The organism is Actinoplanes campanulatus (assembly GCF_014647795.1).
Taxonomy (GTDB): Bacteria; Actinomycetota; Actinomycetes; order Mycobacteriales; family Micromonosporaceae; genus Actinoplanes; species Actinoplanes campanulatus.
Genome location: NZ_BMPW01000005.1, coordinates 216,274 through 235,101, shown reverse-complemented (window position 1 = coordinate 235,101; position 18,828 = coordinate 216,274). Strand labels below are relative to the sequence as shown.

Here is an 18,828-nt window from a genome sequence, read left to right as displayed (position 1 = left end):
CGAGGATGGGTTTCGTCCGGTCGGCTCCGTGCATGGGACATCACCGGACGGACCACACGCATCAGCCCCAATCGATGCGTATCGCCTGCGGCAAGGCTGCCTTACGAAAACGTTTTCGGCAAGATGTGCGCGTGACCGGCGTTACTGAATCCCGGGAGCCGGAAGATCCGAGCGGCGGCGCGACTTGTCGCAGAAGTGCCTGTGACCCCGCCCCGGAGCCGCTTCCGGATCGTTCTCGTGCTCGGCCTCCTCTCCGCGCTCGGGCCGCTGACCATCGACATGTACCTGCCGTCGCTTCCGGCCATCACCGACGACCTGACCACCACGGCCGCCGCCGTGCAGCTCACCCTCACCGGCACCCTGGCCGGCCTGGCGCTCGGCCAGTTGCTGATCGGCCCGCTCTCCGACGCGTTCGGCCGCCGCCGCCCACTTCTCGCCGGCACCGCCGTACACGTGATCTCCTCGGCGCTCTGCGTCGTCGCCCCCGGCGTGGTCTCCCTCGGCATCCTGCGGGTGCTCCAGGGCCTGGGCGCCGCCGCCGCGTCGGTGGTGGCCATGGCGATGGTGCGCGACCTGTTCTCCGACCGCGACGCGGCGCGGATCTTCTCCCGGCTCATGCTCGTCATCGGCGTCGCCCCGGTGCTCGCGCCGACCATCGGCGGCCTGGTCCTGAACTGGACGTCATGGCGCGGCGTGTTCGTGGTGCTGGCCCTCGCCGGGGTCGCGATCATGGCGGTTTCCGCGTGGGTGCTGCCGGAGACGCTGCCGGTCGCCAAGCGCCGCAACGAGGGGCTGCCCGGCACGGCCCGCGACTACGGCCGGCTGCTCACCGACCGGGTGTACGTGGGACTGATCCTGGTGGCCGGGCTCGCGATGGCGGCGCTGTTCGCCTACGTGAGCGGGTCCTCGTACGTCTTCCAGGACGGCTACGACCTCAGCGAGCAGCAGTTCGCGCTGATCTTCGCCGGTGGCGCGATCGGCCTGATCGGGGCGACCCAGTTCAACGTGCGGCTGCTGCTGCACTGGACACCGCAGCAGATCATGAGCGTCGCGCTGCTGGCCGGCGTCGGATCCGGCGCGGTGCTGGTCCTGACCGCGGTCACCGGGTTCGGCGGCCTGGCCGGCATTCTCGTGCCGCTCGGCCTGGTTCTCGCCACGGTCGGCCTGGCCATGCCGAACGCCCCGGCGCTGGCCCTGTCCCGGCACGGCGAGGCGGCCGGCACGGCGGCCGCGCTCCTCGGCGCGGTCCAGTTCGGGGTCGGTGCGCTGGCCGCCCCGCTGGTCGGGCTCCTCGGCGTCGGCGCGGTCGCGATGGCCGTCGTCGTGGCCGGTGGCATGGTGGCCGCCACCGCGGTGTTCTTCCTGGTGGTGCGGCCACACCGGCTCCCGGCCGCCGCCCCGGAGCCGGTGGCGGCCCTGGTGCACTAGAGATCTCCCGTGGTCGAGGTCCGCGTTTCGGTTCCAGCTCCTTTTCTCTTGTACGCGTGTCCTCGTCCCCGCTTGATAGGGCCGTCCCGTCCGGTCGGCGCGATCTCGCTGCCCGCTCCGGCCTTTGCCGCGCCCGCCGGGCGTAGATCGGTGCCCGGGCAGGCCGGTCCAGTCGCCGCCCTCCCGTCTGCCGCCGCTCCCGGCCGTTTCGGTCACGCTGGGCGGGCGGTGGCGGTGTTGCCGGCCAGGCTCCCGGGTTGCCCTCTACCGGAGCGCCGGTCGCCCGGTGCGGGTGGTCGCGCTTGCACCAGGGTGGGTGCACACGGCGGCAGTGTCGTGGTCGCCTACGTCGCTATCGCGGCGATGGTCGCCCACGTGGCGGCTTTCGTGTGCGTTCACCGCCGAAACCCCGGCCGGCCGGAACTCCGCGTGAGCGAGGGACCCGGTTCACCGGCTCTTGTGGAGGATAGGGGTGGCCAGGACAGCACGGGTATACCACGCAACCTCATGCACCCAAGATCACGGTCACGGTGAGTGATTCCCGGCGGGCTCCCCGTGGCGCGACCGCATCAAGCGCCACCACCCGCGTGGCGCGAGCGGCGTGACGGCCGGGAGTGGCGCCCGGTTGCCTGGGAAGCATGACCGCGACCACTCGCCCGGAGGGAGCGGCGTGACGGCCGGGAACACCATCCCGGGTGCCTGGCAAGCGCCACCGCGACCACCCACCCGGCGCGACCGGCGGCACATGCGAAGGTGTCCGACCGATCTACGCCCGGCGCGGGCGGCACAGGCCGCAGTGGGCAGCAAGATCGCGCCGACCGGGCGGGCCCTGATCAGGCGGGGACGAGGACATGCGTACAAGAAGGAAGGAGCTGGAAGTGACACTCGGACCTCGACCGCGAAGGTTCTGTGGCGCCTGTCCCGGAAGGTGAGGGCTGGGCTCCCCGTCCGGGACAGGCGCTGGATCATTCGGCCCGGACGTGGTCGATGTCGACGGTGCCGGGGTTGATGTAGATCCACAGGATGCGGACGTCGGCCAGCGCCGCGCTGTCACACGACATCGCGGACAGCAGGTCGATGGTCGCGGTCGTGGTCGAGTCCTGGTTGACCCAGGTGAAGTTCGACTGGCACCAGGCGAGCCCGGAACCGGTCTGCACCGCGATCGCCGCGTTGGTGCCGGCCGTCGGGCTCGTCCGCAGGTCGTACTTGAGCGCGGTCCGGGTGGACAGGTCGACCGGTTCGGCGAAGGTGACGCCGAACCATCCGCCGTCGGCCGCGTTGACCCGCAGGCCGTGGATGCCGTGCGTGGCGAACGCGGTGGTCTGCTCGACGGTGCCGCCGTTGGCCTGCCACGGTGCGGACGCCCAGCCCTCGGTGCCGGTCTCGAACGAGGCGAGCACCGCCACCGCGGCCGGATCGGGCTTCACGGTCACCGTCACGGTCGCCACGTTCGACGTCCGGCCGGCCTGGTCCTTGACCGTGTAGGAGACGGCCACGCGTCCCACGTACCCGGTGTCGGGGGTGAAGGTGAGGTCGCCGGAGACGGTCGCCGTGAACGTCCCGCCGGTGACCGTCCGGGTCGTCTGGCGCTGCGGCGTGGCCGGATCCAGGTCGATGCTCGCCGGCTGGACCTTGGTGCGGTAGGCGATGTCGTTCGCGGTCGGCCGCAGCGTGACCGGGGTGTCGAACTCGGTCACCGCGGTGTCGTGGTCGGCGACCGGCGGCAGTGACCGCTGTCCTGACGCGATCTCGTGGGAGGCGTTGGTAATGGTCGTGCACACCGGGCTCGGGCAGTAGACGGTGAAGCCGTCGTAGTCCGGGTACAGCGTGCCGTCGTCCTGCGATCCGGACAGGATCCAGTACAGGGAACCACTTCCACCGGTACGGGTGAAGTCGCTCATCCACTGCTGGTAGACCGGGTTGCGGGTGTTCTTGTTCTTCCAGCCGAACTCGCCCAGCATCGAGGCCTTGCCCAGTTCGCGGGCCGCCCGGTTGTGCCGGGTGATGTAGTCCGAGCCCCACTGCGCGGTGCGGTTGCCCCAGCCGTCCGGGTAGAGGTGGTAGGACATCACGTCGATGGCCGGCAGTCTGGTCAGCGCGATGGTGTCGATGCCCTCGCCGCAGTTGTCGATCCAGTCCGGGGCGTCCGGCCCGTCGCAGAAGAAGCCCTCGTCACCCACGCTGGCCAGGTGCTTGGAGTCGATGCTCTTGATGTGCCGGGACATCTCGTCGGCCCATGCGGTGATCGTCTGGGTGGTGCAGCCGGAGCTCTGCGGGTAGACGCCCGAGCCCTTGCAGCGCGGCTCGTTGCCCAGCTCCCACGTCATGATCGTCGGGTCGTCCTTGTACTTGACCCCGGTGATCGTGTTGACGCGGTTCAACACGTGATCGATGTAGTCGCGGTACCAGCCCTTGATGACGGGATCCGTGTAGAAGTCGTCATGATGTTGACCGCCACGCCAGCGTACATATTGATCGATGCCGCCGAAGTCGGACCAGTTGTTGGTGAGCGGCAGCACGAGCTTGATGCCGTTGCGGCGGGCCGCGTCGATGACGTAGTCCAGGCGTTCGAGGCCGTTCGGGCCATCGTTGAAGGCGGGCTTCTCGCCGTCCCAGTACTGGAAGTAGACGCCCTCGGGGGCGGGCGCCACCGAGTTGCTGCCGTCGGCGTTGCCGATCAGACCGAACGCCCAGGTGCGCAGCACGGTGAGGTCGGCGGCCCGGGCGTCGGCGAACACGTCGTCGACCATCGCCCGGCTCTTGTAGAACAGGTAGTAGTTGTTCGTCCCGCCGAACCGGAACGACTTCCCGTTCAGCTCGAGCCGGTGGCCGTCCCGCACCACGAACCCGGCCGATGGCGATTCCGGCGCCGCGGCGGCCGGTGCGGTCGCGGCGAGCGAACCGAGCACGGCCGCCACCACGGCGACGATGCGACTCCTCATGCGCGTTCTCCCGGTGTGCATCGAGTGTGATCGATGTCACCGTATGGCCACGCTCCCAGTCGGTCAACCAGCAAAGTTAGCGAGTTTAAGAAAGTCAGGATAGATGACGATCACATAATTCGGCCAGAATCGGCACCATGAGTGACCATGCCGCGACAGTGCAGGACTACGACCCGTTCACTCCCGAGGCGATGGCGAATCCCACCGGCTTTCTGCGCCGGATCCAGACCGAAAGCCCGCTCGCCTGGCTGCCCCCGCTCGACGCCTACCTGCTGACCCGGTACGCCGACGTCAACGCCGCCCTGCGGGACAAGCGCATGGACAGCGCCAACATGGCCCGCGCTCTCCAGCACGAGGAACTCGGCCCGGTCCGCGGGGCTGTCGAGATGTGGATGGGCCACACCGTTCCCGCCGACCACGTCCGCTTCCAGCAGCTGCTCAAGCGCTACTTCACCCCGGCGATGGTCGACCGGCTCCGGCCCCGGGTGCGCGCGTTCACCCACGAACTGCTCGACGCCGTCGCCGAGAAGGGCCAGATGGACGTGGTCCACGACCTGGCCTACCCGCTGCCCGCCAACGTGATCGCCGAACTGCTCGGCATGCCGGTCAGCGACCGCGAGCAACTCCAGGCCTGGTCCCGCGACATCCTGCCGATCTTCGGCAACGGCGACGTGCAGCAACTGCGCGAGGCCCAGCGCAGCATGCTCGAATTCCACGACTATCTGCGGGTCCTCGCCGCCGACCGGCGCCGTGCGCCCCGCGAGGACGTGCTGAGCATGTTCATGGCCGCCGAGGCCGAGGGCATCGTCACCGAGGACGAGGCGGTCGCCAACTGCGTCCTGCTGCTCTTCGCCGGCCACGAGACCACCGCCAACCTGATCGCCAACGGGCTCGTGCTGCTCTTCGACCACCCTGACCAGTTCGACCGGCTCCGCCGGGATCCGGACCTGATGCCCTCCGCCGTCGAGGAGATGCTGCGCTGCGGCGGCCCGGCCGGCGTCATCGGCCGCATCGCCACCGAACCCGTCGAACTGGCCGGCCACACCGTCCCGGCCGGGCAGCACGTCTACCTCGCGCTGATGGCCGCCAACCGCGACCCGGCCGTCTTCGCGGACCCGGACGTCTTCGACATCACCCGCGAACGCAACCGGCACCTCGCCTTCGGCATGGGCACCTACTACTGCCTGGGTGCCGCGCTCGCCCGGATGGAGACCGACGAGTGCCTGCGGATCCTGCTCGACCGCTGCCCGGACCTGCGCCCCGCCTACGAGACCCCGGACCGGCAACCGACCCCGCCGTTCGGCCACCGGCTCGTCTCCCTGCAGGTCACGTTCTGACCCGATCTATCGCGGGCGTATCGAAAAGCGCATACGGCACCGCAACAGGCGTACGTCTTGAGTGGACACATGGACACTTCGAGACGTGGCATCGACCGGCGGTGCGTGATGACCTGGGCCGGCGTGGCGGCCGGCGCGCCGTTCGTGCGCACCGGATCCGCCCACGCCGGGCCCGCGGGGCGGATCCCGCCGGACACTCGGCCCGGCGGCGCCTACGACCGGTACGTGGCGGGGCTGGCCGCCGAGGGGAGATTCTCCGGCGTGGTGCTGCTGTCGCACCGGGGCCGGACCGTGCTGTCACGCGCCTACGGCTGGGCCGATCAGGAGCGGGGGATCCGTAACCACGAGGGGACCGCGTTCACCCTCAGTTCGGCGGGCAAGCCGTTCCACGCGGTGGCCATCCTGCAACTGGCCCAGCAGGGGCGGCTGCACCTGACGGACCCGGTCGGGAAGCACCTGACCGGGTTCGCCGCGGACGTCGCCGAGAAGGTGTCCGTCCACCACCTGCTGTCCGGCACCTCCGGGCTGGACATGCCGGCCGAGGAGGTGCACCGCGTCTTCGGCAGCCGTGACGAGGTGCGCCGCTACCACGAGCAGCGGGTCCGGCGGGCGAGGCTGGTGGGTGTGCCGGGCGTTCCCAGCACCACCCACGCGGAGGCGGAGACCACCATTCCGGCGCTGATCGTGGAGGCGGTGAGCGGGCGGCCGTACTGGGACTACGTCGAGGAGAACATCTTCCGGCGGTGCGGGATGACCGGGGCGGCGTTCCACACCCGGCCGCGGTGGCTGACCCGGGCCGACGTCGCCCATCCGTACATGCGGGTGGACGGTGGGCGGGTGGTGGACGCGCTGCGTCATCTGGAGCTGGGCAGCCCGTACCCGTATGTGCTCGGAAAGAACCCGGGCCGCGCCTTCGTCGACGCGCCCGGTGACGGTGGCTTCGCCAGCGCGCCGGATCTGGTCCGGTTCGCGCAGGCCCTCGGCGACGGTACGGTGCTCGACCGGCCGTGGGCCGACGTGTTCACCTCGGCGAAGATCCCGCACGGGCCGTCGTCGTTCGGGTCCTACGGGACGGTGATCGACATCGTCGGCGGCCAGCGGTCGTTGCAGCGGGCCGGTGGCAATCCCGGGGTCGGCGCCAACTGGAGCATCTACCCGGACACCGGCTGGGTGGGCGTCATCCTCGTGAACCGTGACGCCGACGGGGTGTCGCTGATGGACCTCATCGCCCAGGAGACGCAGGCGATCACCGGTGTCGCGACCGGCGGCGGTGGTGCGGGTGGCTGACCTCACCGCGGCGTCTCGCCGGGTTCGCCCCGGCGAGACGCCGCGACACTACTTCTTCTTGCTCTTCTTGCCCTTTTTATCTTTCTTGTCCTTCTTCTTGTCCTTCGCCATGATGCCTCCCATCCAGCGCAGGGCTCACGCAAAGTGAGCGGTCCGATACTCGTTCGAACTGGTTGCGAGACTAGGGGAGAAGAGTGAACAGATTGTCCGCCAGTTGGCCGAGGTCGGCGTCATGAGTGGCGCTGACCTGGGCGGACGGATGGCGAAAAGGTTGCTTTGAGATGTACGTCACACCAACGGCAGGTGACCGACAACTCAACCCGAGGGGGCTTGACCCCGGCTTCACATCGGGGCCGCGAGAATCGCGCGGATGGGGAACACGAGGACTTTTCGTGCGATAACCGCGGCCGGCATGGCCGCGCTGCTGGCCGCCTGCTCCACCGGTCCGACCCCGCCGGTCACACCGTCCTCAGCGACCGCCGCCCCCAGCACGTCGCCGGCGAGCCCGGCCGCTCCGACCCTCGAGTCCACCCGGTCGGCCCAGCGCGCACGCTACGGCATCCCCGACTTCGCGCCCGCCCCGGAACCGCAGCCCATCACCCTGCCGGCCGGCGACAGGGTGGAGTATCTGCGGCGGATCCCCACCACGCAGAAGGTCGCGTTCCTGACCATCGACGACGGCTACCTCAAACTGCCCGAGGGCCAGGAGCTGATCGCGGCCGCGGGCGTGCCGGTCACGCTCTTCCTGACGACCGACGCCGTCAAGGACGACCCCGGCTACTTCAAGCCCATGCTCGACGCCGGGGCCACCATCGAGGCCCACACCGTCACCCACCCCAACCTGCGCGGCCGCTCCTACGACTTCCAGCGCCGCGAGATCTGCGGTTCGGCCGACAAGCTGGGCGCCTGGTTCGGGAAACGGCCGACCCTGTTCCGGCCGCCCTTCGGCAACAAGGACGGCACCACGCTGCGGGCGGCCAAGGACTGCGGCATGACGGCCGCGTTCATGTGGACCGAGACCGTGCACAAGGGCAAGGTCCGCTACCAGGAGGGTAAGCGGGTCCAGCCGGGCGACATCATCCTGATGCACTTCCGCGAGGCCTTCCGCGACGACTTCGTCGCCGCCCTCAAGGCCATCCACCGGGCGGGGCTCACCCCGGCGCTGCTCGAGGACTACATGCCGGCGCGGCCCGCACCGTCCGCACAACCCTCGCTCCACGCCGACCGGCTCAACCCGGGAAAACCCCGTCGCGCGTCGGCCGGCGGCTGAGAGCGAGCCCGGCCGGGTGGGCGCCGGACTCGCTCGGTGACCAGGGTCAGGAGGCGGCCAGGACGTCGACGACGAATCGCAGCGTGCCGGCCGGCTGGCCGTTCTCGCCGTAGGCGAGGTCGGCCGGGATGTCGAGCTGCACCCGGCTGCCCACCTTCGCCCCGAGCAGGCCCTGGTCCCAGCCCTTGATGACCTTGCCCGCCCCGACCTGGAAGCTGAACGGCTCGGACCGGCTCCAGGACGAGTCGAACTCCTTGCCGTCGGCGTAGGTCACGCCGACGTAGTTCACGTCGACCGTCTGACCCGACTGGACCGCCGCGCCCGTGCCCTCGACGAGGGTGGCCGACTTGAGTTCGGTGACGGCGCCGGTGCCCTTGGCCACCGACGGCTTCGTGCCCAGCGCGGGGTCTGCGCCCGGGGGCAGCGGCGGGAACGCCGGGGTGGTGGTGTCGGCGGCACTCACGCCGGCGTCGGTGCTCGTGCTCGCGGTGGGGGACGACGACGGCGACGATGTGCTGCCGATCCACACGATCAGCCCGACGATGAGAGCCAGCACGCCCACCGCGGCGCCGGCCACCGACAGGATCTCACGGCGTTTGCGCTTCGCCCGGGCGCGCGCTTTGGCGACCTTGGCCTCGGCCCGCTTCTCGGCCTTGGTCTTCAGCGGCGGTCCGCTCTTGCGGGACGGGCCGGGGGCGGCGGCTTTGACAGCCGCACTACCGCGGCTCGGTAGGGATTCAGGCACCGCCCGACAATACGACAGCTTGCTGTGCGCGGCCGACCGCGCGGCGCCGCTATGCCGAGGCCACGCTGATGACACCGACCTTCTTGCGCTTCTTGGCCTCATACATCGCGAGGTCGGCGCGGGTGAGGATGGCGTCGGTGGTGTCGTGCGGCCGGGCGATGGCGACGCCCACGCTGACGCCGATGCGTACCTGCTCGCCACCGACGGCGAACGACCGGGCGGCCAGCGTCCGGACCCGGTCGACCATCGCGTCGGCAGCTCCGGGGCCACGGCAGACGATCACGAATTCGTCGCCGCCGAATCGGCCGACCAGATCCTCGTTCCGCAGACGGGCTCGTAAGTGTTCGGCCACGCCGATGAGCAGCGCGTCTCCGGCGGCGTGGCCGAGACGGTCGTTCACCGGCTTGAAGCCGTCCAGGTCGCAGAACAGCACGGCCAGATCGTCCGGCCCGGCGGCGAGTTCCCGGGTGATCCGCTCGACGCAGGCGGCGCGGTTGGGCAGTCCGGTCAGCGAGTCGGAGGTGGCCAGCCGGTGCAAGGCGGTCTCGGCCGCTCGACGGGCGCGGGAGAGCCGGGCGATCCGCGCCATGACCAGTGGGATCATGACGGCCGACGAGATCACCAGCAGCACACCGTCGGAGGACAGGCCCAGCAGTTCCCGGGCGCCGCCGATGACAGGGGCGATCGCGAGCATGATGCCGAGGAAGACCAACCGGCCGGTGCTCAGGTCGTCGACAGGGGTCGGACCCGGCGCGGTCATCTGTGCCATCGACGGATGCAGCGCCGCGCCGCCGACCGCGACGAACGCCGCCATGTAGGGGATGTTCTGCCAGTCGGCACCGATCACGGTAGACACGTTCTGGGCCAGCGCGAATGCGCCGGACGCGCAGAGCAACATCACCGGTGCCGACGGTCGATAGGGCGCGAGGGAGACCCGCAGCATCCCGCCCAGCGTGCCGGCCAGGAGGAAGACGTTCAGGAACCGGATGATCTGCTGGCCGGTCGACAGGCCGTCAGCGGTCATCGCCGGCAGCAGAACGATGCTCCAGAGCACGCCGCTGAGCCCGATGGCGGCGATCACCGAATCGATGATCCCGCCGATGTCCGCGCGTCCGCGTCGCAGCACCACGGTCAGCGATGCCGCGAGGGTCAGCCCGCCGCCCATTGTCATGGTGACCCTGACCACGTTGTCGGCGTCGGCGACGGCCCGTCCGGCGTCTGTCAGCCGCCATGCCCAGACGGCGTTGCCGATGCCGTAGACGACGGTCCCGGCCAGCAGCAACCACCAGGCCACCCGCGCCGCCCCCGGCGCGGTGCGGCGCAGGCCCGTCACCAGGGCCGGCAGCGGGCTGAGGCAGACCGCCAGAAGCACCCAGCCACGCTGCTGCGCCGGCCAGGCCGGGTAGGTCACCACCGCGAGGCCGGCCAGCGCGACGTACAGACGTAGCGTCAACACGCCCCGCCTATCGGCCGGGCCGAGCCCGGGTTGAGGAAGCGGATCGTGCGGGTCAGGGGCGCCACCAGTGGTCGAGCGGAGTGACCGGCAGGGCCCGCTTGTGGCGGGTGGCGAGGTAGAGCGATTCGATCCGGCCCGCCGCCTCCGGGGTGACGTCCGCGCCCTCCAGGTAGTCGTCGATCTCGTCGTAGGTGAGCCCGAGCGCCGCCTCGTCGGGCAGCCCGGGCCGGTCGTCCTCGAGGTCGGCGATCGGCACCTTCTGCCACGTGCTCGGCGGCGCGCCCAGTTCACGCAGGAGGGCGCCGCCCTGCCGTTTGGTCAGGCCGGCCAGCGGGGTGACGTCGGCACCGCCGTCGCCGTGCTTGGTGAAGAAGCCGGTCACCGCCTCGGCGGCGTGGTCGGTGCCGACGACGAGCATGTTCAGCTGCCCGGCGATCGCGTACTGGATGATCATGCGCTCGCGGGCCTTGACGTTGCCGCGGACGAAGTCGCGCAACGGCTCGAAGCCGGCGGCCACGGCACCGGACACCGCGTCGGCGCCCGGTTTGACGTTCACCTCGATCAACCGGTCCGGGCCGATGTGGTCGAGCGCGATCCGCGCGTCGTGCTCGTCGGCCTGTACGCCGTACGGCAGCCGCACCGCGACGAACGTGGCGTCGTGGCCTTCCGCGCGCAGCTGCTCGCACGCGAACTGGCACAGCTTCCCGGCCAGCGTGCTGTCCTGCCCGCCGCTGATGCCCAGCACGAAGCCGGTGGAGGGCGTCGACCGGAGGTAGTCCTTGAGGAAGCCCACGCGTTCCCGGATTTCGTCCGCGGGTGTGATCGACGCATTCACGCCGAACTCGGCCACGATCTGTTTGCGCAGGTTCGTCATCTTCCGCACTGTACTGGCGTGGAGTCCGGGCCGCCGCGGACTCCACGCCGGGGTGGATCAGGTGGCCGCCGGGACCGGTTCGCGCAGCCGGTGGATGAGCGCGTCGCCCACCCGGGCGGTCTCCCGCCGGTACGGCGTGTCGGACAGGACGAAGTGGCTGATGCCCAGGTCGGCGTACTTTCGCAGGGCCGCGGCCACGTCGTCGGCGGAACCGACCAGCCAGGTCGTCCCGGCGCCGCCTCCGCCGTACCGGCCGGGCGCCGTGTAGAGGCAGCTGTCCAGCACCTCACCACGGTCGGCCAGGTCGAGCAGCCGCTGCTGGCCGACCGCGGCGCGGCGCAGCAACTCGGTGCTGCCGGAGCGGCCCGCCATCTCGGCGACCTTCTCCTCGGCGTCGTGCCAGGCCTGCTCGGTGGTGTCCCGGACCAGGGTGGTGATCCGCAGCCCGAACTCCAGCGGCGGCAGATCCCGGTCCAGGTCGCCGCTGAGCGTGCGGAGCCGGTCGATGCGCTCGGCGACGCCGTCCAGCGGCTCACCCCAGAAGAGCTGGACGTCGGCCTCGGTCGCGGCGACCTTCTCGGCGGCGGCTGACGCGCCACCGAAATAGAGGCGAGGACCATTCCGGTACGGGCGGGGCACGACAGTGGCATTCGTGACGCTGAAGTGCTCACCCGCGTACGTCACGTTCTCCTCGGTCCAGAGTCGCCGCGCGATGCGCATGAACTCCCGGGTCCGCGCGTACCTCGTGGCCTGATCGACCTCGATGTCGCCGTAGGCGGCGAGGTTGTCCTGCCCGCTCACGATGTTGATCAGCAGGCGGCCGCCGGACAGCCGGTCGAGGGTGGCGGCCGCGCTGGCGAAGTGTGCGGGCCGCCAGTAGCCGGGCCGGATCGCGGCGAGTGGCCGGAACGTGGTGGTCCGGGCGGCGAGCGCGGTGGCGACCGTGAACGTGTCCGGCCGCCCCCAGCCGGTGCCGATCAGCGCGCCGGACCAGCCGTGCCGTTCCGCGGTGACGGCCAGGTCGACGCTGTGGTCGAGGGTGCCGTAGCCGTCGACCGCGTCGTCGCCGCGATGCCCGGGATCGACGGTGTTCGGGATGTACCAGAGAAACGTCGCGCTCATGTCGTCACCTCCGCTTCGCTCCGGCGCCGCCATGAGTTCAAGACTGTGTCTGATGATTCGCTCGCAAGCTCGCTCATGTCGCGCTCCGGCGGCGGCGGGCCGGATCGGTCACCGACGGCGGCTGGTAGCCCTGGTCACGGGCGGACAGCGTGACGCCGGGCGGCACGATCTTGTCGATCTCGTCGAGCACGTCCCGGCTCAACCGCACCTGGGCCGCCCCGAGCTGGTCCTCCAGCTGTTCCAGCGTGCGCGGGCCGATGATCGGCGCGGTGACGGCCGGGTGCTCGAGGACGAAGCCGAGCGCCAGATGGATCAGGGACAGGCCGGACTGTTCGGCCAGCAGTGCGAGGGCCTCGACGGCGGCGAGCTTGCCGGCGTTCTCCGGCGCGCTGATCTCGAACCGGCCGGGCTGGCGGCCGCCGCGGCTGGTGGCGGGTTGCGGGGCGCCCGCCCGGAACCTGCCGGACAGCCAGCCGCCGGCCAGCGGGCTCCACGGGATGACGGCGAGGCCGTATTTCTGGGCGATCGGCAGGACCTCGCGTTCGATGCCGCGGGCCAGGATCGAGTAGGGCGGCTGTTCGGAGACGACACGCTCCCGGCCGCGCTTCTCGGCGATCCACTGGCCCTCGACGATCGCCGACGGCTCGAATGTGGACGTGCCGATGTAGCGGATCTTGCCCTGGTGGACGAGGTCGGACAGGGCGCCCAGGGTCTCGTCGAAGTCGGTGTCCTCCTCCGGGCGGTGCACCTGGTAGAGGTCGATGTGGTCGGTGCGCAGCCGGCGCAGGCTGTGCTCCACCTCGCGGATGATCCACCGGCGGGAGTTGCCGAAGTGGTTCGCGTCGGTGCCGATCCGGCCGTGGAACTTGGTGGCCAGGAAGACGTCGTCGCGCCGGTTCTTCAGCGCCTTGCCGACGATCTCCTCGGATTCGCCCTGGCTGTAGACGTCGGCGGTGTCGACCAGGTTGATGCCGGCGTCCAGGGCCCGGTGAATGATCCGGATGCTGTCGTGGTGGTCGGGGTTGCCGCGTTCGCCGAACATCATGGTGCCCAGCGCCAGCGCGCTGACCTTGACGCCGGTACGCCCGAACGGCCGCAGGGGAATACTCATCCGTTGATCAACTCCAAAGTGTTCGCCGGGCGGGGCAGGCCGTAGTGCTCGCGCAGCGTGCGGCCGGTGTACTCGGTGCGGAACAGGCCGCGCTCCTGGAGGATCGGCACGACCTTGGCGGCGAATGCCTCGATGCCGGACGGCAGGACCGCCGGCATGATGTTGAAGCCGTCGGCGGCGCCGTTCTCGAAGTAGTGCTGGATCGTGTCGGCGACCTGCACCGGCGTACCGGTGAAGGTGCGGTGACCACGTCCGCCGCCGAGCTTGCCGATCAGCTGGCGGACCGTCAGGTTGTCGCGCCGTGCCCACTCCACGATCAGGGTGCGGCGGCTCTTGTGGCCCTCGATCTCGTCCTCGGCCGGCAGGTCGGCGGGCAGCGGCTCGTCCAGGCGCAACCGCCCGACGTCGACGCCGAGGACGGTGGCCAGCGTGCCGACCGCGTACTCGGGGCTGATCAGCCGTTCCAGGTCGGCCTCCAGTTCCAGCGCCTCGGCTGGGCTGTCGCCGATCACCGGAACGATGCCGGGCAGCACGACCACGTGGTCGGGGTCGCGGCCGGCCGCCACGGCACGGCGTTTGATGTCGGCGTAGAACTCCTGGCTCTCGGCGAGGGTCGGGTTGGCCACGAAGATCGCCTCCGCCCACCTGGCGGCGAACTCCCTGCCGTTGTCCGACGAACCGGCCTGCACCAGCAGCGGCCAGCCCTGCGGGGAGCGCGGCACGTTCAGCGCCCCCTGCACCTGGAAGTGGGTGCCGTGGTGGCCGATGTCGCGGACCCGGTCGCGGACGGCGTGGATGCCGGACTCCTTGTCGGCCACGATCGCGTCGTCGGTCCAGCTGTCCCACAGTTTCGTGGAGACCTGGAGGAACTCGTCGGCCCGCTCGTACCGGGTCTTGTGCAGGGGCTGGTCGGTGAGGCCGAAGTTGCGGGCGGCGGCCTCGCCGGCGGTGGTGACGATGTTCCAGCCGGCCCGGCCGCCGGACAGGTGGTCCAGCGAGGCGAACCGGCGGGCCAGGTTGTACGGCTCGTTGTACGAGGTGGACGCCGTCGCGATGAGCCCGATCCGGGTGGTGGTCGCGGCCAGCGCGGCCAGAAGCAGGGTGGGTTCCAGCTTTCCGGCCGGGCGGCGGCCCGGGTCGCTCCACAGCACCGGGCTGTCGGCCAGGAACACCGAGTCGAACTTGGCGTCCTCGGCGACCCGGGTCAGGTGCTGGTGGGCGGCGAGCGACAGGTTCGCGTTCGGGTCCGACTCGGGCAGCCGCCAGGACGCCTCGTGGTGTCCGGTGTCGTGCAGGAACAGGTTGAAGTGCAGTTGCCGGGTCATACGGTGGTCAGCTCCAGGCTGTTGACGGGACGGGGAAGGCCGTAGTGGTCGCGCAGGGTGGTGCCCTCGTAGTCGGTGCGGAACAGCTCCCGGTCCTGGAGGATCGGCACGACCTGGTCGACGAAGGCGGTGAGGCCGGACGGCAGGACCGCGGGCATGATGTTGAAGCCGTCGGCGGCGCCGCTGTGGAACCAGTCCTCGATGGTGTCGGCGACCTGCTCGGGGGTGCCGGCGAAGGTGCGATGGCCGCGGCCGCCGCCGAGCCGGCCGATCAGTTGCCGGACCGTCAGGTTCTCCCGCCGGGCCAGGTCGACGATCAGCGTGAAGCGGCTCTTGGCGCCCTCGATCTCGTCCTCGGTCGGCAGGTTGTCCGGCAGCGGCTCGTCCAGGGGCAGGTCGGCGGGGTCGAGCTGGAAGCGTTCGGCGAGCTGCCGCCGGGCGTACTCGGGGCTGATCAGCCGTTCCAGCTCGGCGTCGAGCTCCTGGGCCTCGGCCTCGGTGGCGGCGATGACCGGCACGATCCCGGGCAGGATCTTGATGTGGTCCGGGTCCCGGCCCAGCGCGGCCGCCCGCTGCTTGAGGTCGGCGTAGAAGGCCTGGGCCTCGGCGAGGGTCTGCTGGGCGGTGAAGACGGCCTCGGCGTAGCGGGCGGCGAACTGCCGGCCGTCCTCCGAGGAGCCGGCCTGCACCAGCAGCGGCCAACCCTGCGGGGAGCGCGGCACGTTCAGCGGCCCGTCCACCCGGAACCAGCGGCCCCGGTGGTTGATCGGCCGGACCTTCGCCGCGTCGGCGTGCACGCCCGCGTCCTTGTCGGCGATCACCGCGTCGTCGGTCCAGCTGTCCCACAGTTTCGTGGTCACCTCGACGAACTCGGCGGCCCGTTCGTACCGGTCGCGGTGCGCCGGGACGTCGTCGAGGCCGAAGTTGCGGGCCGCGTCCGCGCCGGCGGTGGTGACGATGTTCCAGCCGGCCCGGCCGCCGGAGACGTGATCGACCGAGGCGAACCGGCGGGCCAGGTTGTAGGGCTCGTTGTAGGAGGTGGAGGCGGTGGCGATCAGCCCGATGTGCTCGGTGACCGCGGCCAGGGCGGTGAGCAGCACGGTCGGCTCCAGCTTCCCGGCCGGCCGCCGGCCCGGGTCGCCCTGGAGCACCGGGCTGTCGGCGAAGAAGACCGAATCCAGCTTGCCACGCTCGGCGATCCGGGCCAGGTTCTGGAAGTGCTTCACGTCCCAGCTCGCGTACGGGTCCGACTCGGGCAGGCGCCACGACGCCTCGTGGTGGCCGACGCTCATCAGGAACGCGTTGAGGTGCAGTTTCCTAGGCATCGGCGGCCACCCCCAGACGGTCCAGCAGGAGGCTGCGCAACTCGGCGAACCCGGCGTCGGAGCGGGACCGGTTGGTCAGCTCCACCCGGACGTCGGTGTCGACCACCCCGGCGTCCAGCAGGATCACCCGGTCGGCGAGCACGATCGCCTCGTCGACGTCGTGGGTGACCAGCAGCACCGCCGGCCGGTGCGTCTCGCACAGCCGGCGCAGCAGGGCGTGCATCCGGATCCGGGTGAGCGCGTCCAGCGCGCCGAACGGCTCGTCGGCCAGCAGCAGCTGCGGCTCGCGCACCAGCGACCGGGCCAGCGAGGCCCGCTGCTGCTCACCGCCGGAGAGCTGGTACGGCCAGGCCCGCTCCCGGCCGGCGAGACCGACCTCGGCCAGCGCCTTGCGGCCCCGATCGGCCGCGCCGGCGCCACGCAGCCCGAAGACCACGTTGTCCAGGACCCGCTTCCAGGGCAGCAGCCGGGAGTCCTGGAAGACCACCGACACCGACTCCGGGACCTGGATCCGGCCGTGCCCGGCGACGTCGCGGTCCAGGCCGGCCAGCGCCCGCAGCAGGGTGCTCTTGCCGGTGCCGGAGCGGCCGATCAGGGCCACGAACTCGCCGGGGGCGATGTCCAGGTCGAGGCCGTTGAGGACACCCCCGTCGGAGTTGAAGCTGCGGTGCAGGTTGCGGACGCGGACCGCCGGTTCGGTGGTCAGCCCTCGAGCGTCTGTCGCCATGCCAGCACCCTCCTCCCGGTGAAGCGGACGGCGCTGTCGGCGCAGTAGCCGAAGATGCCGTAGATGACCAGGCCGACCACGATGACGTCGGTCTGCCCGTACTGCTCGGCCAGCGTGATCATGTAGCCGATGCCGGCGACCGCGTTGTAGTGCTCGACGACCACGAGGCCGAGCAGTGAGGAGGTGACCGCGAACCGCATGCCGAGCAGGAAGCCGGGCAGGGCGCCGGGCAGCACCACGTGCCGGACGAACTCGCCGTGGTTGATCCCGATGGTCTCGGCCAGTTCGGCGTACTTGCCGTCGATGCCGCGCAGCCCGTTGTGCGTGTGGATGTAGATCGGGACCAGGCTGATCAGCGCGATCGTGATGACCTTCATCTCCTCGCCGATGCCGAACCAGGCGATGAACAGCGGGATGATCGCGAGCGTGGGAACGGACCGCTTGATCTGGATCGGGCCGTCGATCAGCGACTCACCGAACCGGGACAGTCCGGAGATCACCGCCAGGACGGCGCCGGTCACCACCCCGAGGGTCAGGCCGACCAGCGACCGCTGGAGCGAGGCGACGATGTTGCCGAGCAGGTCGTGATTGACCCACTGGTCCTGGAAGGCCACCACCACGTCCCACGGGGCGGACAGGATGGCCGGTTTGATCAGGCCGGTCGCCGAGCCGATCGACCAGATGGCCAGGGCGAGCGTCGGGCCGAACCAGAACGAGAACCGGATGCGGTGGCCGGGGCCGAGACGACGGCGTACGACGCGCTGATCGGTGGTGTCCGGGACGGTGACCGGGGCGGTGTGCAGGGTGGCGGTCATGACGCATCACCCGTGACCACCTTGTCGCCGGCGGCGTCCGCCTGGACCTTCTCGAAACGGCGGTCGACCAGCGTGGTCACGTCGAGCTTGTCGTGTTTCTGCTCGGTGGACAGCAGGTCGGCGGTCTCCTGGAGCCGCTTGATGGCGTTGTCCCAGCTGGCCGGGATGCCCTTGTCGCCGTTGATCTCGACGACCGCCTTGGCGTCCGCCTCGTTGAGCTTCTGCGAGTCCTGGTAGTAGGCCTTCGCGAACTCGTCGGGGTGATCGTTCGCCCAGAGCAGGGCCCTGGTGCGGATGGCCACGTAGGCCTTCAGCGCCGCCGCCTTGTCCGCGTCCTCCACCGCCGTGGTGAGGCAGTACAGGGTGGACGCGTCGTCACGGATGCCGGTGTTGATCGAGGTGGCGCCCGGGTACTTCGCCTCGTACAGCTTGATGTTCTGCGCCCCGATCGGGGCGACGTCGACCGCCTTGGTGCCGAGCGCGGTGACGTACGAGTCGCCGGTGCTGGTCAGCTCGATCAGCTGGACGTCCTTCTGGCTCAGCCCGGCCTTCTGGAGCACCCTCAGCACCAGCGCGCCCTGGGCCTGGCCGGCGCTGTAGGCGATCCTCTTGCCGCGCAGGTCGGCCGGCGAGGCGACGTTCACCCCCGGCGCGACGCCCAGTTTGTAGATCGGGTGGTCGAGCGGGTCCTGGGTGACCGCCTGGAACACGATCTTCGTGGAGGTGCCGGTCCACGCCGCGAACAGCGACGGGATGTCGGCGACCGAGCTGCAGTCCAGCTTGTCGGCGCGGAACGCCTGGATGCTCTGCGGGCCGCCGCTGATGTTGGCCCACTCGGTCGTGACGCCGGCGTCGCTCAGCTCCTTGTCCAGGCCGGACGCGCCGAGGATCGCCTGGATCTGCGGGTCGCCGATGCGCAGCGTGGTGCCGGTGGGGACCTTGTCGGGCAGGGCGGCGGACAGTTCCAGTCTGGTGGCGGCCTCCTCGCTGCCGCAGGCGGCGCCGGTGGCCAGGACCGTCGCGAGGACGGCGAGGAGGGCTTTCCGGGGAATCGTGATCATGGC

At 70.6% G+C, this 18,828-nt stretch carries 15 protein-coding genes; 4 read left to right on the top strand and 11 right to left on the bottom strand.

Translation table 11 applies throughout. The annotated features are described in order from the left end of the window. Window positions 1-201: 201 nt before the first annotated feature. On the top strand, window positions 202-1,428 hold the full coding sequence (locus IEZ13_RS11865; protein ID WP_229794633.1) for a multidrug effflux MFS transporter: 1,227 nt from the start codon (window positions 202-204) through the stop codon (window positions 1,426-1,428). 965 nt (window positions 1,429-2,393) lie between these two features. Here the strand turns inward: IEZ13_RS11865 and IEZ13_RS11860 are convergent. After that, on the bottom strand, window positions 2,394-4,370 hold the full coding sequence (locus tag IEZ13_RS11860) for a cellulase family glycosylhydrolase (protein WP_183221214.1): 1,977 nt from the start codon (window positions 4,368-4,370) through the stop codon (window positions 2,394-2,396). A gap of 137 nt (window positions 4,371-4,507) precedes the next feature. Here IEZ13_RS11860 and IEZ13_RS11855 point away from each other — a divergent pair, with 137 nt between their 5' ends. The 3 genes from IEZ13_RS11855 (at window position 4,508) to IEZ13_RS11845 (ending at window position 8,264) form a co-directional block, all read left to right on the top strand. Beyond that, complete coding sequence (locus IEZ13_RS11855; RefSeq protein ID WP_183221212.1) at window positions 4,508-5,707, top strand: cytochrome P450; 1,200 nt, start codon at window positions 4,508-4,510, stop codon at window positions 5,705-5,707. A 69-nt stretch (window positions 5,708-5,776) separates the two neighbouring features. Further along, window positions 5,777-6,994 (top strand): serine hydrolase domain-containing protein, encoded by a 1,218-nt coding sequence (locus IEZ13_RS11850; RefSeq protein ID WP_183221210.1) that lies wholly within the window; start codon window positions 5,777-5,779, stop codon window positions 6,992-6,994. Window positions 6,995-7,364: 370 nt separating this feature from the next. Next, a complete protein-coding gene (locus tag IEZ13_RS11845; protein WP_183221208.1) occupies window positions 7,365-8,264 on the top strand; it encodes a polysaccharide deacetylase family protein in 900 nt (299 codons plus the stop codon). Between the two features lie 46 nt (window positions 8,265-8,310). Here IEZ13_RS11845 and IEZ13_RS11840 read toward each other — a convergent pair whose 3' ends face one another. The 10 genes from IEZ13_RS11840 to IEZ13_RS11795 all read right to left on the bottom strand — a co-directional run bounded on the left by IEZ13_RS11840 (window position 8,311) and on the right by IEZ13_RS11795 (window position 18,825). After that, the gene (locus IEZ13_RS11840; RefSeq protein ID WP_229794632.1) at window positions 8,311-9,009 is read right to left on the bottom strand and encodes an FKBP-type peptidyl-prolyl cis-trans isomerase; all 699 of its coding nucleotides are present in this window, start codon (window positions 9,007-9,009) and stop codon (window positions 8,311-8,313) included. A 49-nt stretch (window positions 9,010-9,058) separates the two neighbouring features. After that, complete coding sequence (locus IEZ13_RS11835) at window positions 9,059-10,462, bottom strand: GGDEF domain-containing protein (RefSeq protein WP_189285740.1); 1,404 nt, start codon at window positions 10,460-10,462, stop codon at window positions 9,059-9,061. A 55-nt stretch (window positions 10,463-10,517) separates the two neighbouring features. After that, on the bottom strand, window positions 10,518-11,339 hold the full coding sequence (gene nadE, locus IEZ13_RS11830) for an ammonia-dependent NAD(+) synthetase (RefSeq protein ID WP_183221201.1): 822 nt from the start codon (window positions 11,337-11,339) through the stop codon (window positions 10,518-10,520). Between the two features lie 57 nt (window positions 11,340-11,396). After that, window positions 11,397-12,461, bottom strand: a complete 1,065-nt coding sequence (locus tag IEZ13_RS11825; RefSeq protein ID WP_183221199.1) for an LLM class flavin-dependent oxidoreductase — start codon at window positions 12,459-12,461, stop codon at window positions 11,397-11,399. Between the two features lie 73 nt (window positions 12,462-12,534). Further along, a complete protein-coding gene (locus IEZ13_RS11820; protein WP_372441864.1) occupies window positions 12,535-13,566 on the bottom strand; it encodes an aldo/keto reductase in 1,032 nt (343 codons plus the stop codon). Window positions 13,567-13,568: 2 nt separating this feature from the next. Further along, window positions 13,569-14,897 (bottom strand): LLM class flavin-dependent oxidoreductase, encoded by a 1,329-nt coding sequence (locus IEZ13_RS11815; RefSeq protein ID WP_183221195.1) that lies wholly within the window; start codon window positions 14,895-14,897, stop codon window positions 13,569-13,571. Beyond that, complete coding sequence (locus IEZ13_RS11810) at window positions 14,894-16,222, bottom strand: LLM class flavin-dependent oxidoreductase (RefSeq protein WP_183221193.1); 1,329 nt, start codon at window positions 16,220-16,222, stop codon at window positions 14,894-14,896. The genes IEZ13_RS11815 and IEZ13_RS11810 overlap by 4 nt, the downstream gene beginning before the upstream one ends. Then, a complete protein-coding gene (locus tag IEZ13_RS11805; protein WP_183221191.1) occupies window positions 16,215-16,949 on the bottom strand; it encodes an ABC transporter ATP-binding protein in 735 nt (244 codons plus the stop codon). Before IEZ13_RS11805 ends, IEZ13_RS11810 begins: the two co-directional genes overlap by 8 nt. Continuing rightward, window positions 16,925-17,764, bottom strand: a complete 840-nt coding sequence (locus tag IEZ13_RS11800) for an ABC transporter permease (protein ID WP_183221189.1) — start codon at window positions 17,762-17,764, stop codon at window positions 16,925-16,927. Before IEZ13_RS11800 ends, IEZ13_RS11805 begins: the two co-directional genes overlap by 25 nt. Continuing rightward, window positions 17,761-18,825, bottom strand: a complete 1,065-nt coding sequence (locus IEZ13_RS11795; RefSeq protein WP_183221187.1) for an ABC transporter substrate-binding protein — start codon at window positions 18,823-18,825, stop codon at window positions 17,761-17,763. Before IEZ13_RS11795 ends, IEZ13_RS11800 begins: the two co-directional genes overlap by 4 nt. Window positions 18,826-18,828 lie beyond the last annotated feature (3 nt).

What these genes read in the sequence shown, in the direction of transcription:
- IEZ13_RS11860 (WP_183221214.1), bottom strand. Translation starts at nt 4,370, where the DNA reads ATGAGGAGTCGCATCGTCGCCGTGGTGGCGGCCGTGCTCGGTTCGCTC.
- IEZ13_RS11855 (WP_183221212.1), top strand. Translation starts at nt 4,508, where the DNA reads ATGAGTGACCATGCCGCGACAGTGCAGGACTACGACCCGTTCACTCCC.
- IEZ13_RS11850 (WP_183221210.1), top strand. Translation starts at nt 5,777, where the DNA reads ATGGACACTTCGAGACGTGGCATCGACCGGCGGTGCGTGATGACCTGG.
- IEZ13_RS11845 (WP_183221208.1), top strand. Translation starts at nt 7,365, where the DNA reads ATGGGGAACACGAGGACTTTTCGTGCGATAACCGCGGCCGGCATGGCC.
- nadE (WP_183221201.1), bottom strand. Translation starts at nt 11,339, where the DNA reads ATGACGAACCTGCGCAAACAGATCGTGGCCGAGTTCGGCGTGAATGCG.
- IEZ13_RS11825 (WP_183221199.1), bottom strand. Translation starts at nt 12,461, where the DNA reads ATGAGCGCGACGTTTCTCTGGTACATCCCGAACACCGTCGATCCCGGG.
- IEZ13_RS11815 (WP_183221195.1), bottom strand. Translation starts at nt 14,897, where the DNA reads ATGACCCGGCAACTGCACTTCAACCTGTTCCTGCACGACACCGGACAC.
- IEZ13_RS11810 (WP_183221193.1), bottom strand. Translation starts at nt 16,222, where the DNA reads ATGCCTAGGAAACTGCACCTCAACGCGTTCCTGATGAGCGTCGGCCAC.
- IEZ13_RS11805 (WP_183221191.1), bottom strand. Translation starts at nt 16,949, where the DNA reads ATGGCGACAGACGCTCGAGGGCTGACCACCGAACCGGCGGTCCGCGTC.
- IEZ13_RS11800 (WP_183221189.1), bottom strand. Translation starts at nt 17,764, where the DNA reads ATGACCGCCACCCTGCACACCGCCCCGGTCACCGTCCCGGACACCACC.
- IEZ13_RS11795 (WP_183221187.1), bottom strand. Translation starts at nt 18,825, where the DNA reads ATGATCACGATTCCCCGGAAAGCCCTCCTCGCCGTCCTCGCGACGGTC.